Origin of the sequence: Klebsiella sp. 141203 (assembly GCF_032601985.1) — a bacterium.
In the GTDB taxonomy this organism is placed as follows: Bacteria; Pseudomonadota; Gammaproteobacteria; order Enterobacterales; family Enterobacteriaceae; genus Klebsiella; species Klebsiella aerogenes.
Window position 1 is genome coordinate 1,231,241 of the sequence record NZ_JAQIRL010000001.1, and the last position, 12,545, is coordinate 1,243,785.

Below are 12,545 nucleotides of genomic sequence, written 5' to 3' on the forward strand. Positions count from 1 at the left end.
TGAGTCCAGGTAATATTGAGGAAAATATGCGTAAAACAAAAATGATGCTTCTGGGCGTACTTCTTGCCAGCGCCAGCGCAAGCTGGGCGGCGCCGGCCTCCGGGATTGAACAGTATGCGATGAAAGAATTCACCGCTGATTTTACCCAATTTCATATTGGCGATACCGTGCCGGCGATGTACCTCACTCCTGAGTACAACATCAAGCAGTGGCAACAGCGTAACCTGCCTGCGCCGGATGCCGGCAGCCACTGGACCTACATGGGCGGCAACTACGTCCTGATCACCGACACCGAAGGCAAGATCCTGAAGGTGTATGACGGCGAGATTTTCTATCATCGCTAAGTCATCGACGCAGCCGCAACTGCGCATTCGCCCCGGTCACGACAGCGACTATCCTCGCCTGCGCCAGCTATTCCTTGACGCGCGTATGGCCTCGTGGACATGGCTTAACAGCGATCAATGGCGGCTGGAAGATTTTGATGCGGTGGTACAAGACGAGCAGCTATGGGTCGCCGAATGCGGCGATACGCTGGCAGGATTCGCCTCGGTGTGGGTTATCGACAACTTCCTGCATAACCTGTTCGTGGATCCGCAGTGGCAGGGAAAAGGCGTCGGTAGTCTGCTGCTGGAACAGGTTCAGCGCTCATTTAAGCACAGCGGTACGCTGAAATGTCTGTCGCGAAATGAAAACGCCCTGCGCTTCTACCAGCATCACGGCTGGAAACTCGAAGCACAGGGCGCGTCTCCTGACGGAGATTATTGGCTGATGCGTTACACCCAGCCTTAAACGGCGCGGAAGGCGATCTCGCTCGGGATAACTTCGCCCTGCCAGTACATCTGCGCCGCCACGCGTCCCGCCAGCTGGCGGTAGATATCGGTAAACTCGCTTTCCGGACGCGCAATAACCGTCGGCGTGCCTTTATCCAGATCTTCACGCAGCGTGATATGCAATGGCAACTGGCCTAGCAACTGAGTGTGGTACTTCGCCGCCAGCTTCTCGGCGCCGCCGGTGCCAAAGATAGGTTCGTGGTGGCCACAGTTGCTGCAGATATGCATGCTCATGTTTTCCACGATGCCTACGACCGGCACTTCTACTTTCTCAAACATCACGATGCCTTTTTTGGCGTCGATCAGCGCGATGTCCTGCGGCGTCGTCACCACCACCGCGCCGGTTACCGGAATGTTCTGCGCCAGGGTCAGCTGGATGTCGCCAGTTCCCGGCGGCATATCCAGCACCAGGTAATCCAGATCCGGCCACAGCGTCTCCTGCAGCATCTGCATCAGCGCCTTGCTGGCCATCGGGCCGCGCCACACCATGGCGTTGTCATCGGTCACCAGATATCCGATGGAGTTCGTCGCCAGGCCATACTTCATAATCGGCGCCATATGGGTGCCGTCCGGTGATGTCGGGCGGCTGTCTTCCGCGCCAAGCATGGTCGGAATCGACGGACCATAGATGTCGGCATCAAGGATACCCACTTTGGCCCCTTCCGCCGCCAGCGCCAGCGCGAGGTTGACGGCGGTAGAGGATTTGCCCACCCCGCCTTTACCGGAACTGACGGCGATGATGTTTTTCACGCCATTAATACCCGGTTGGTTTTTCACCCGCTTCAGGGTGGCGATACTGTGAGAGAGCTTCCAGTCGATGGCTTTCGCGCCGGTGATACGCAGCAGCTCGGCGCTGCATTGCTCCTTCAACGCCTCAAACGCGCGGGTCCAGACGAACGGCATTTGGATCTCGATATGCACGGTATCGTCAAGCCAGGCGACATGGTGCAGCGCCTTTAGCGTGGTGAGGTTATGTTTCAGGGTTGGGTGCTGGAAATTAGCCAGGGTCCCGGCGACCATCGCGCGTAGACGTTCGGGGGATTTGGCCTGGGATTGCGAACTCATCCCGACTCCTTTGTTATTGTGAGTTGATTCTTGTCCGTTAAGTTTACCTGAAAGGGAATAATTCCCCCACAATAAGCTTTGGGCTTACCAAATTATTGCCTTTCAGGTAACATCAAAAGCCCTTTTTACAACAGAAGATGTAATGCCCACTATGACTCAAGTCGCGAAAAAAATTCTGGTAACGTGCGCGCTGCCGTACGCCAACGGCTCTATCCACCTCGGCCACATGCTGGAGCACATCCAGGCTGATGTCTGGGTCCGTTACCAGCGAATGCGCGGCCACGAAGTCAACTTCATCTGCGCCGACGACGCCCACGGCACCCCGATTATGCTGAAAGCGCAGCAGCTTGGCATCACCCCGGAGCAGATGATTGGCGAGATGAGTCAGGAGCATCAGACCGATTTTGCCGGTTTCGATATCAGCTACGACAACTACCACTCGACGCACAGCGACGAGAACCGCGAGCTGTCGGAGCTTATCTATACCCGTCTGAAAGAAAACGGCTTTATTAAAAACCGCACCATCTCTCAGCTCTACGACCCGGAAAAAGGCATGTTCCTGCCGGACCGTTTCGTCAAAGGTACCTGTCCGAAGTGTAAATCCCCGGACCAGTACGGCGATAACTGCGAAGTCTGCGGCGCGACCTACAGCCCGACGGAGCTTATCGACCCGAAATCCGTGGTGTCCGGCGCGACGCCGGTAATGCGTGAATCTGAGCACTTCTTCTTCGACCTGCCGTCCTTTAGCGAAATGCTGCAGGCGTGGACCCGCAGCGGCGCGCTGCAGGAGCAGGTGGCGAACAAAATGCAGGAGTGGTTCGAATCCGGTCTGCAACAGTGGGATATTTCCCGTGATGCGCCGTACTTTGGTTTTGAAATTCCGAATGCACCGGGCAAATACTTCTACGTCTGGCTGGATGCGCCGATCGGTTACATGGGTTCCTTTAAGAATCTGTGCGATAAACGCGGCGACACGACCAGCTTCGATGAATACTGGAAGAAAGATTCCAGCGCCGAGCTGTATCACTTCATCGGTAAAGACATTGTTTACTTCCACAGCCTGTTCTGGCCGGCCATGCTGGAAGGCAGCAACTTCCGTAAGCCGACCAATCTGTTCGTTCACGGCTATGTCACGGTAAACGGCGCCAAGATGTCCAAATCTCGCGGCACCTTTATCAAAGCCAGCACCTGGCTGAACCATTTTGATGCCGACAGTCTGCGCTATTACTACACCGCTAAGCTCTCTTCGCGCATCGATGATATCGACCTGAACCTGGAAGACTTTATCCAGCGCGTTAACGCCGATATCGTTAACAAAGTGGTCAACCTGGCCTCACGTAACGCCGGCTTTATCAATAAACGCTTTGACGGCATGCTCTCCGCTGAGCTGGCTGACCCGGCGCTGTATAAAACCTTCACCGATGCGGCTGCCGCTATCGGCGAAGCGTGGGAAAGCCGCGAGTTCGGTAAAGCAATCCGCGAAATTATGGCGCTGGCCGACGTCGCTAACCGCTATGTCGACGAGCAGGCGCCGTGGGTGGTGGCAAAACAGGAAGGCCGCGACGCCGACCTGCAGGCAATCTGCACCATGGGGCTGAACATGTTCCGCGTGCTGATGACCTGGCTGAAGCCGGTTCTGCCGGGGCTGAGCGCGCGCGCTGAAGCGTTCCTCAACACCGAGCTGAGCTGGGACGCCATCCAGCAGCCGCTGCTGGCGCACAAGGTTAACGCCTTTAAGGCACTGTACAACCGCATTGAAATGAAACAGGTCGAAGCGCTGGTGGAAGCCTCTAAAGAAGAAGTTAAAGCCGCCGCCGCGCCGGTCACCGGTCCACTGGCCGATGATCCGATCCAGGAAACTATCTCCTTTGACGATTTCGCCAAAGTGGATATGCGTATCGCGCTGATTGAAAACGCCGAGTTCGTCGACGGTTCCGATAAGCTGCTGCGCCTGACGCTGGATCTTGGTGGCGAGAAGCGCAACGTCTTCTCCGGCATCCGCTCCGCCTACCCGGATCCGCAGGCGCTGATTGGCCGCCTGACGGTGATGGTCGCTAACCTGGCGCCGCGTAAAATGCGCTTCGGCATCTCCGAAGGGATGGTGATGGCCGCCGGCCCCGGCGGGAAAGATATCTTCCTGTTAAGCCCTGACAGCGGCGCACAGCCGGGTCAGCAGGTTAAATAAACCTCGCAAAAGCGCTGCTCCAGCAGCGCTTTTTTTATTCCCTTCACGCCTTCTGTTGCGACAATGCGTAATCGCCATAATAATCATTACTGTCTGTTCCTCTCTGGACGCGCAATACCACTCAACATAGGGAATCGTGATGAAATTTAACCGCAAGATGGCTGGCGTGCTGGCCGTATCCGTTCTGCTGGCGGCGCTCGCCGGCTGCGATAATAAAAAAGAAGAGAGTAAAACCTTTGCGCTGAATACTAACGGCGTCGAACTCAGCTTTACCTACCACTATGATGGCGACAAAGTACTGCGTCAGGATGCCGACAACACTATTCCCTATAAATCGATCGGCGCCGAAAATAAAGAACAGGCGCGGGCCATTATTGAGCCGATTAGCAGCGTGTATCGTAATCTACAGGGCGTTGAGCAGACCATCGACTATAAAGATTCCTACGCGCTTGAGCATCTGACCGTGGATTTCAGCAAAGCGAAAATCAGCGAGCTGTGCAAACTGCCGGGCTCGATGTTCACCGACTGCTCACAGCAGTTTGTTTCGCTATCCGTGTCAACTAAGCTGCTGGAATCGCAGGGTTTTAAAGAAGTGAAGAAGTAAAGAGAGACAGGGCCCGGGCGCAGGCCCGGGTCACGTCTGGCGCTTAGCCTTTGGCGTGCTCGCGCTCGGTAAGACCGCGCAGGAAATAGCGCAAAAACTGATCGCCGCATTCGCGGTAGTTTTTGTGGTCCGGCGCGCGCATCATGGCGGTAATTTCCGGCATCGACACGCGGAATTTTTGCTGAGTCAGGATCGCCAGAATGTCGTCGGTCTTCAGCGAAAAGGCGATACGCAATTTTTTCAGTACGATATTGTTATTCACCCGGCGCTCAACCGCCAGCGGCGGCGCCGACTCGTCTTTGCCGCGCTTGTCGTAAATCAGACCGTTGAGGAAATTCGACAGTACGACATCCGGGCAGCGCGCAAACCCTTCTTCGTCTTCTTTTTTCAGCCAGGGTACCAGTTGTTCCGCGCTCACCGGCGCATCCGCCAGCGCAAAGATGCGTACCAGACCGTTATTATTCGTTTTCAGGGTGTAGCGCAGGCTACGTAAAATATCGTTACTGATCATAATGCCTTCATGATGAAAAATGCTGGCGCTAAGTCTACCATGATTCCGCGTTTTTACAGACCAATCGCCTCTTTCAGGCTTTTCAGATAGCGGCGGCTGACCGGCACCGTTTGTCCGGCGCGCATTAACAATTCCGCCTGCCCATTCTCCTCAAGGCGGATCTCCTTCAAATGCGCCATGTTAACGAGATATTGACGGTGGCAGCGCAACAGCGGCGTACGGCTTTCCAGCGTACGCAAAGTCAGTTCGGTAAAGCCTTCTTTACCTTCACTATCGGTGACGTAAATCCCGCTCATTCGGCTGCTCACAAAAGCCACATCCTCCATCTGCAGCAGCCAGATGCGGCTGTGGCCGGTACAGGGAATATACTTCAGCGCCTGCTGGGCATCATCCAACAGTGATACATCCTGCAGGCTGCGCTCGTGGCGCAGGCGACTCAGGGTTTTCTCCAGCCGGGCGTTTTCGATAGGCTTGAGCAGATAATCGAAGGCGTGCTCTTCAAAGGCCTTCACCGCATACTCATCGAAGGCCGTTAAAAAGACGATATAGGGGCGATGTTCTGGATCGAGCATGCCAACCATCTCCAGCCCACTGATACGCGGCATTTGAATATCCAGAAACAGCACGTCCGGGCGCAGCTTATGCACTGCGCCAATCGCCTCGACGGCGTTGCCGCATTCGCCGACGATATCAATATCGCTTTGCGCCTCCAGCAGGATGCGCAGATTTTCCCGCGCCAGCGGCTCATCATCGACGATTAAAACTTTTAGCATGCATTCTCCTCCACAGGCAGTCGCAGCGTGATGCGGGTATATTGTTCCGCTTCGCAAGTGACGCTAATTCCGCAGTCGGCGCCGAAGCGCGTGCGCAGTCGTCTGTCCACCAGACTCATCCCAAGCCCGCTGGCATTAGGGTTATCCCGATACAGCCCGGCATTGTCTTCCACGTCCAGCTGTAGCCAACGCTCATGCTGACTGGCGCGAATGGTAATTTCGCCTACGCCAAGATGCTGAGAAGTACCGTGCTTGATTGCGTTTTCAACTATCGGCTGTAACGTAAATGCCGGTAGTTGCAGGTGCTCAAGCGACGCAGGCACCTGCATGCGTATCTGCAAATTATCCTGGAATCGCGCCTTCTCAATTTGCAGATAGGCATTCACATGTTCAATTTCGTCCGCCAGGGTGACGATCTCCGTTGGTCGCTTCAGATTTTTGCGAAAGAAGGTCGATAGATACTGCACCAGCTGTCCGGCCTGATCGCTATCGCGACGGATCACCGCCTTAAGGGTGTTAAGGGCGTTAAACAGAAAGTGCGGGTTGACCTGGGCGTGTAGCAGCTTAATTTCCGACTGGGTCAGCAACGCTTTCTGCCGTTCATACTGGCCAGCGAGGATCTGCGCCGACAGCAGTTGCGCTATCCCCTCCCCCAACGTGCGGTTAATCGAGCTAAACAGGCGGTTTTTCGCTTCATACAGCTTGATGGTGCCAATGACCCGTTGATTCTCACCGCGCAGCGGAATGACCAGCGTCGAGCCCAGTTTACAGCCAGGATGAATTGAGCAGCGGTATGGCACCTCGTTGCCGTCGGCATAAACCACTTCGCCGGTATCAATCGCCTTTTGTGTATAGGAAGAGGAGATAGGTTTACCTGGTAGATGATGATCGTCGCCGATACCGGTAAACGCCAGCAGCCTGTCACGGTCGGTAATCGCCACAGCGCCGATATCAAGTTCCTGAATCAGCACCTGAGCGACCTTCATACTGTTCTCTTCGTTGAATCCCTGGCGCAGGATCCCCTCGGTGGAGGCTGCCACCTTTAGCGCGGTGGCGGAAAAAGCCGAAGTGTATTTCTCAAACATCGCCCGTTTATCCAGCAGGATACGCATAAACAGAGCGGCGCCGACGGTATTGGTAACCATCATTGGCGCGGCAATACTCTGCACCAGGTGCAGCGCATCCTGGAATGGCCGCGCAATCAGCAGGATTATCAGCATCTGTACCAGTTCAGCGAAAAAGGTTATCGCCCCGGCGGTGAGCGGGCTGAAAACTTTATCCGGACGTCCGCGTTTAATCAGAATGCTGTGCACCAGGCCACCGAGCAGCCCTTCAACAATGGTCGACACCATACAGCTTAGCGCCGTCATTCCGCCCAGCGAATAGCGATGCAGGCCTCCGGTCAACCCCACCAGACCGCCGACCACCGGGCCGCCGAGCAGGCCGCCCATCACTGCGCCAATAGCGCGTGTATTAGCAATAGAGTCTTCGATATGTAGACCGAAATAGGTCCCCATAATGCAAAAAATCGAGAAGGTGACATAGCACAGCAACTTATGCGGCAGACGCACGGTGACCTGCATCAGGGGGATGAACAGCCGCGTTTTACTCATCAGCCAGGCGATGACCAGAAACACGCACATCTGCTGGAGCAGCAGCAATACCAGATCGAACTCGTACATACCCGCCAACCACACAACCTTTGAAAGCGCGTAACATACACTGACCGCTTATAACTTTCTTTGAAGCGATACAAGAAAATGATAAATCATGGTGACGATCACACTTCTCACCGTCTCGCCGTCGCCGTAAAGCGCAAAAAATGAACAATTGATAAACCCCTTCTACAGTTAAATAAGGAGAACACGGCGGGAGGAGAAAATGGCGCTGTATACGATAGGCGAAGTGGCTCAGCTTTGTGATATCAACCCCGTGACGCTGCGAGCCTGGCAGCGACGTTATGAACTTATCAAGCCGCAACGCACCGATGGCGGCCATCGTTTATTCAATGACAGTGAAATCGATCGCATCCGCGAAATTAAGCGCTGGATTGATGCCGGCGTTCAGGTCGGCAAGGTAAAAAATCTGCTGCCCGATCGCGAAGCGGATGTCGAAGACGGCTGGCGCGAACAGCAGGAAATTTTGCTCGGTTTTCTGCAGGAAGGTCATTACCAACGGGTGCGGCTATGGCTCAAAGAGCGCAGCCACAGCTATAGCGCACAGATGCTGGTGCATCATCTGCTTAATCCGCTTCGTCACCGCCTGCTAAGCCCTCAGCCGACTTTACTGGCGCTGCGTAGCCTACTCGATGGTATCTTAATCAACCACATCGCCCAATGTCTCGCCCACGCCTGGAAGCGCCCCGGTCATCACGCGGTGGTGGTGGGTTGGAATACCGATGACACCACTCAATTGTGGCTGGAAGGGTGGATCGCCTGCGAGCAGGGCTGGCGGGTGGATATTGTCGCGCATTCGCTTAGTCAGATCCGCCCGCAGCTATTTCCCGACAGTACCCTGCTGGTGTGGTGCCCCGCGCCGCCGGGTAGCCCGCAGGCAGCGCAGCTCCGCGAATGGGAACAGCGGGAAAATCTGATCTGGCTAAATAGCAATTAATGTTTCATTAACACCTGCGCTTCACCGTATAATCCCACCGTTAACAAAAGGAGCCTATCATGAAGCCTGCGAAAATCGCGGTCATTACCCTCTTCTTATGCATGGCCATTGGCGGGATCGGCGGCGTCATGCTGGCGGGTTACTCGTTTATTGTTCGCGGTGGTGTCGGCTGATCCACTGGTTCAGCCGTTCAAAAAAGCGGTCGATAATGATCGCGGCGAGCGCCACCAGCAGCGCCCCCTGCAGCACATAAGCGGTATTAAAACCGCTGAGGCCGATAATTATCGGCGTGCCGAGCGTGTTGGCGCCCACCGTTGAGGCAATGGTTGCCGTACCAATATTGACGATGGTCGAGGTGCGGATCCCGGCCAGCATTACCGGCGCCGCCAGCGGCAGCTCCACCTTACACAACCGCTGCCAACCGCTCATCCCCATCCCCTCGGCAATATTCAATACCCCAGGCGATATCGAACTTAATCCAGCCAGCGTTCCCTGCAGCACGGGCAATATTCCGTATAGCGCCAGCGCAATAAGCGCTGGCTGCCAGCCGAACCCCATCACCGGAACCGCGATCGCCAGTACCGCTACCGGCGGAAATGTCTGTCCCATGGCGGCGATGGTTTCCACCAGTGGGCGAAACTCTCGTCCGGCGGGTCGGGTGACGAGAACCCCCGCCCCCACGCCGATAACCGTCGCGGCAATACTGGAGAGCGCCACCAGCCAAAAGTGGGCCAGCGTCAGCGCCAGAAAACTCTCCTGCTGATACACCGGGCGCGGCAGCTCCGGAAACAGCCAGCTAAACAGCGGCGCGCTGTGGGGCAATGCCAGCAGCAGCGCGATAAACAGCGCCACCAGCCACAGCAGCGGATCGCGAAGCGCCTTCACGTCGTGCCCCTATCGTGTAGCAGGTCTGCAAAGTGCAACGTACCACACGCTTCGCCCTGTTCATCGACCACCGGCAAAACGTCGCGGCGGTGGGCCACAAACTGCGACAGCGCCTCGCGCAACGTCATCGAGACGTTCAGCGCATCGCCCGTCAGCCGTTCATCCCGGCGCAGGTAATCCCCAACGCCGCGTAGCGAGAGCAACCGAACGCCCAGTTCGCTACGGCCAAAAAAGGTTTCAACAAAAGCGTTTTTCGGCTGCAGCAGCATTTGTAACGGCTCCCCCTGCTGCACCACTTCGCCGCCGTCCATCAGCACCAGATGATCCGCCAGGCGTAGCGCTTCGTCGATATCATGGGTGACGAGCACGATCGTGCGCCCAAACAGACGATGAATGCGCAGCATCTCCTGCTGCAACGCTTCGCGGGTGACCGGATCCAGCGCGCCAAATGGCTCATCCATTAACAGCACCTCCGGGTTGGCCGCCAGCGCCCGCGCCACGCCAACGCGCTGCTGCTGGCCGCCGGAAAGCTGATGCGGGTAGCGATCGCGCAGCAGAGGTTCCAGGCCAAGTAACGCCATGAGTTCATCAATCCGCTCGTTAATTTTTCCGCGCGGCCACTTTTGCAGCTGCGGCACGGTGGCGATATTCTGCGCCACCGTCCAGTGTGGAAACAGGCCGATAGACTGAATGGCGTACCCCATACGGCGACGTAGCGTCAGCAGCGGCTGTCGGCGGATATCCTCGCCGGCGAAGCGTATCACTCCGCTATCCTGTTCCACGAGTTGATTAATCATCTTCAGAGTGGTCGATTTTCCGGAGCCGGACGTCCCTATCAACACCGAAAACGCCCCCTCGCGCAGATGCAGGTTGAGATCCTTTACCGCCGGCTGCCCGGCAAAGGCTTTATTCACCCCGTCGAACTCAATCATGCGCCTCTCCTTTTAGCAACGCGCCCCATAGCGCAAACACGGCGTCCACTACCACCGCCAGCGCAATCGTCGGAATGACCCCCAGCAGCACCAAATCCAGCGCGCTGCTGAGGAGCCCCTGAAACACCAAAGCGCCGAAGCCGCCCGCGCCTATCAGCGCCGCCACCACCGCCATACCGACGGTCTGCACGCTGACCACCCGCAAGCTGCGCAGCAGAATTGGTAGCGCCAACGGCATTTGGACCTGGCGGAAACGCTGTCCGCCGCTCATTCCCATCGCGGTCGCGCTTTCCAGCGCCTCGCGCGGTACCTGTTGCAGCCCGGTCACCACCCCACGCACCAGCGGCAATAGCGCGTACAGCACCAGCGCGATCAGCGCCGGCGCCAGACCGGTTCCGGAAATGCCAATATCCCCCAGCCACGGAAAATGGCGCGTCAACCCGGCCAACGGCGCAATCAACAAACCGAATAGCGCCACCGAGGGAATAGTTTGAATCACATTAAGGAAGGTGAATACCGGCGCCTGCCAGTGCGGTCGCCGCCAGAGGGCGAAGCCTATCGATAGACCCAATAATAATCCGGGCAGCAACGTCCCGAACAACAACCACAGGTGCTGACGCAGCGCGTCATTAAAGACATCCTCACGGTTAGCATATTCTTTCAGCAAAGAGAGTTGATCGAGCGACCCATGCCACAGCAGCAGGCACGGTAGCAGCCAAAGCTGCGCATTCAGCAACCAACGCCACAGCGCTCGCGGCGTCAAACGGCGAATAATATCGCTGGCAATCAGCAGGCATAGCGCGAGAGCAAGCCATAATCCGCTACCGGGAGAAGTACGCGCCAGCGGGGAACCCTGTTGGACCAGTTGTAGCGCGACATGCCCGGCGCCCCACATTAGTAAAGGCAGGAGTAAATCGGCAATAAGCAGACTACCGAGCAACGCCAGACGACCGGGGAGCCAACACATTAGCAATAACAGCAGCCCCCCCGCCAGCTGCGCCGCCGCCAGCCACGGCATCTGCGTCCAAAGCCAACGCGCTTCCCCGGAGAGCAGACGGTTAGGGGCATAAGTGACAAACGGCAGCGCCGCCACGGCCAACAGCAGTAGCGTGAGCAGCAGCGCCACGCGGTTATAACAACGAATAGTCACCAGTCCTTACTTCAGCAGCCCTTTTTGTTGCAGGTAATCGGCGGCCACGCTCTTCGCGTCACGCCCTTCAACGGCAATGCTGGCGTTTAATTTCTGCAACGTTTTTTCATCGAGGCTGGCGAACACCGGCTCCAGCCACTGCGCCATCTGCGGATACGCCTTCAGCACCGCGTCGCGCACAACCGGCGCCGGCGCGTAAATGGGCTGTACGCCTTTTGGATCGCTCAGGGTTTGTAACCCCAGCGCCGCCACCGGCCCATCGGTACCATAGGCCATCGCCGCGTTAACGCCGGAGGTTTGCTGTGCCGCCGCTTTGATCGTCACTGCGGTATCGCCGCCCGCCAGCGACAACAGCTGATTCTGATTAAGCTTAAATCCGTAAGCTTTTTCAAATGCCGGCAGGGCATCGGCGCGCTCAATAAACTCCGCGGAAGCCGCCAGTTTAAAATCGCCGCCCTTCTGTAGATAGGCGCTAAGATCGGCCAAAGAAGTAAGATGATTTTGCTCTGCCACCTCCTGTCGCACCGCGATAGTCCAGGTATTATTGGCGGGAGCCGGGGTCAGCCAGATCAGCTTGTTTTTTTCCGCGTCCAGCTTCTTAACTTTTTCATAGCCCTGTTTGGCGTTTTTCCACGCCGGGTCATTTTCATCTTTAAAGAAGAAAGCACCGTTGCCGGTATATTCCGGATAGATATCCAGTTCACCAGCGGTAATCGCTCCGCGAACCACCGGCGTGGTGCCAAGCTGGACTTTATTGACCGTTTTCACCCCATGGCTTTCCAGCACCTGCAAAATGATATTGCCGAGCAGCGCCCCTTCTGTATCAATTTTCGAGCCCACCTTCACCGGTTCCGCCGCCTGCAGCGGCAGGCTAAGCAGGGCTGCAAGCGCCATTACACCTGACCATTTCATTGCCATCATCATCCCGCTTCCCTCATTTTTATACGCTTCGCTTACAGAAGCTTAAGAGAAAAGCGTAGTCCATTTGGCCATTTAA

General features: G+C 56.5%; 14 protein-coding genes. 6 read left to right on the forward strand and 8 right to left on the reverse strand.

Translation table 11 applies throughout. From position 1 onward, the window contains the following. The first annotated feature begins 26 nt into the window (after positions 1–26). The gene (locus PGR29_RS05930; protein WP_087860184.1) at positions 27–344 is read left to right on the forward strand and encodes an RcnB family protein; all 318 of its coding nucleotides are present in this window, start codon (positions 27–29) and stop codon (positions 342–344) included. Then, a complete protein-coding gene (locus tag PGR29_RS05935) occupies positions 337–789 on the forward strand; it encodes a GNAT family N-acetyltransferase (RefSeq protein ID WP_316424342.1) in 453 nt (150 codons plus the stop codon). The genes PGR29_RS05930 and PGR29_RS05935 overlap by 8 nt, the downstream gene beginning before the upstream one ends. Here PGR29_RS05935 and apbC read toward each other — a convergent pair. Continuing rightward, positions 786–1,895, reverse strand: coding sequence for an iron-sulfur cluster carrier protein ApbC (apbC, locus tag PGR29_RS05940; RefSeq protein WP_015365751.1), 1,110 nt, complete (start codon positions 1,893–1,895; stop codon positions 786–788). The genes PGR29_RS05935 and apbC overlap by 4 nt on opposite strands. Positions 1,896–2,046: 151 nt before the next feature. On the opposite strand from apbC, the gene metG reads away from it, so the two are divergent. After that, positions 2,047–4,080 carry a methionine--tRNA ligase gene (gene metG, locus PGR29_RS05945; RefSeq protein ID WP_045377042.1) on the forward strand — a complete coding sequence of 678 codons (2,034 nt, stop codon included), beginning with the start codon at positions 2,047–2,049 and terminating at the stop codon, positions 4,078–4,080. A 139-nt stretch (positions 4,081–4,219) separates the two neighbouring features. Beyond that, positions 4,220–4,684 (forward strand): YehR family lipoprotein, encoded by a 465-nt coding sequence (locus PGR29_RS05950; protein ID WP_015365748.1) that lies wholly within the window; start codon positions 4,220–4,222, stop codon positions 4,682–4,684. Between the two features lie 43 nt (positions 4,685–4,727). Here the strand turns inward: PGR29_RS05950 and PGR29_RS05955 are convergent, their stop codons facing one another. Genes PGR29_RS05955 through PGR29_RS05965 form a run of 3 tightly spaced genes read right to left on the reverse strand, consistent with a single transcriptional unit; the run spans position 4,728 to position 7,650 of the window. Continuing rightward, positions 4,728–5,195, reverse strand: coding sequence for a DUF1456 family protein (locus PGR29_RS05955; protein ID WP_015706088.1), 468 nt, complete (start codon positions 5,193–5,195; stop codon positions 4,728–4,730). Positions 5,196–5,248: 53 nt separating this feature from the next. Further along, a complete protein-coding gene (gene btsR, locus PGR29_RS05960) occupies positions 5,249–5,968 on the reverse strand; it encodes a two-component system response regulator BtsR (protein ID WP_087860183.1) in 720 nt (239 codons plus the stop codon). Next, entirely contained in the window at positions 5,962–7,650 is a 1,689-nt protein-coding gene (locus tag PGR29_RS05965) for a sensor histidine kinase (protein WP_087860182.1), read from the reverse strand. The genes btsR and PGR29_RS05965 overlap by 7 nt, the downstream gene beginning before the upstream one ends. A 199-nt stretch (positions 7,651–7,849) precedes the next feature. On the opposite strand from PGR29_RS05965, the gene PGR29_RS05970 reads away from it, so the two are divergent. Together PGR29_RS05970 and PGR29_RS05975 are read left to right on the forward strand one after the other, a co-directional pair. Further along, positions 7,850–8,581, forward strand: coding sequence for a MerR family transcriptional regulator (locus PGR29_RS05970; protein WP_087860181.1), 732 nt, complete (start codon positions 7,850–7,852; stop codon positions 8,579–8,581). 59 nt (positions 8,582–8,640) lie between these two features. After that, on the forward strand, positions 8,641–8,754 hold the full coding sequence (locus PGR29_RS05975) for a protein YohO (RefSeq protein ID WP_015365743.1): 114 nt from the start codon (positions 8,641–8,643) through the stop codon (positions 8,752–8,754). Here the strand turns inward: PGR29_RS05975 and PGR29_RS05980 are convergent. Genes PGR29_RS05980 through osmF form a run of 4 tightly spaced genes read right to left on the reverse strand, consistent with a single transcriptional unit; the run spans position 8,729 to position 12,472 of the window. Then, positions 8,729–9,466, reverse strand: coding sequence for an ABC transporter permease (locus tag PGR29_RS05980; RefSeq protein ID WP_087860180.1), 738 nt, complete (start codon positions 9,464–9,466; stop codon positions 8,729–8,731). The genes PGR29_RS05975 and PGR29_RS05980 overlap by 26 nt on opposite strands. Further along, the gene (locus PGR29_RS05985; RefSeq protein ID WP_113374375.1) at positions 9,463–10,398 is read right to left on the reverse strand and encodes an ABC transporter ATP-binding protein; all 936 of its coding nucleotides are present in this window, start codon (positions 10,396–10,398) and stop codon (positions 9,463–9,465) included. The genes PGR29_RS05980 and PGR29_RS05985 overlap by 4 nt, the downstream gene beginning before the upstream one ends. Further along, complete coding sequence (locus tag PGR29_RS05990) at positions 10,391–11,548, reverse strand: ABC transporter permease (protein WP_316424238.1); 1,158 nt, start codon at positions 11,546–11,548, stop codon at positions 10,391–10,393. The genes PGR29_RS05985 and PGR29_RS05990 overlap by 8 nt, the downstream gene beginning before the upstream one ends. A gap of 6 nt (positions 11,549–11,554) precedes the next feature. Then, positions 11,555–12,472: a glycine betaine ABC transporter substrate-binding protein OsmF gene (gene osmF / locus PGR29_RS05995; protein WP_045391246.1), complete on the reverse strand. Its 918-nt coding sequence runs from the start codon at positions 12,470–12,472 to the stop codon at positions 11,555–11,557. Positions 12,473–12,545: the final 73 nt, after the last annotated feature.

Bases quoted from the DNA above. Each gene is read 5' to 3' on its own strand.
- PGR29_RS05930 (WP_087860184.1), top strand. From the start codon at position 27: ATGCGTAAAACAAAAATGATGCTTCTGGGCGTACTTCTTGCCAGCGCC.
- apbC (WP_015365751.1), bottom strand. From the start codon at position 1,895: ATGAGTTCGCAATCCCAGGCCAAATCCCCCGAACGTCTACGCGCGATG.
- metG (WP_045377042.1), top strand. From the start codon at position 2,047: ATGACTCAAGTCGCGAAAAAAATTCTGGTAACGTGCGCGCTGCCGTAC.
- PGR29_RS05950 (WP_015365748.1), top strand. From the start codon at position 4,220: ATGAAATTTAACCGCAAGATGGCTGGCGTGCTGGCCGTATCCGTTCTG.
- PGR29_RS05955 (WP_015706088.1), bottom strand. From the start codon at position 5,195: ATGATCAGTAACGATATTTTACGTAGCCTGCGCTACACCCTGAAAACG.
- btsR (WP_087860183.1), bottom strand. From the start codon at position 5,968: ATGCTAAAAGTTTTAATCGTCGATGATGAGCCGCTGGCGCGGGAAAAT.
- PGR29_RS05965 (WP_087860182.1), bottom strand. From the start codon at position 7,650: ATGTACGAGTTCGATCTGGTATTGCTGCTGCTCCAGCAGATGTGCGTG.
- PGR29_RS05970 (WP_087860181.1), top strand. From the start codon at position 7,850: ATGGCGCTGTATACGATAGGCGAAGTGGCTCAGCTTTGTGATATCAAC.
- PGR29_RS05975 (WP_015365743.1), top strand. From the start codon at position 8,641: ATGAAGCCTGCGAAAATCGCGGTCATTACCCTCTTCTTATGCATGGCC.
- PGR29_RS05985 (WP_113374375.1), bottom strand. From the start codon at position 10,398: ATGATTGAGTTCGACGGGGTGAATAAAGCCTTTGCCGGGCAGCCGGCG.
- osmF (WP_045391246.1), bottom strand. From the start codon at position 12,472: ATGATGATGGCAATGAAATGGTCAGGTGTAATGGCGCTTGCAGCCCTG.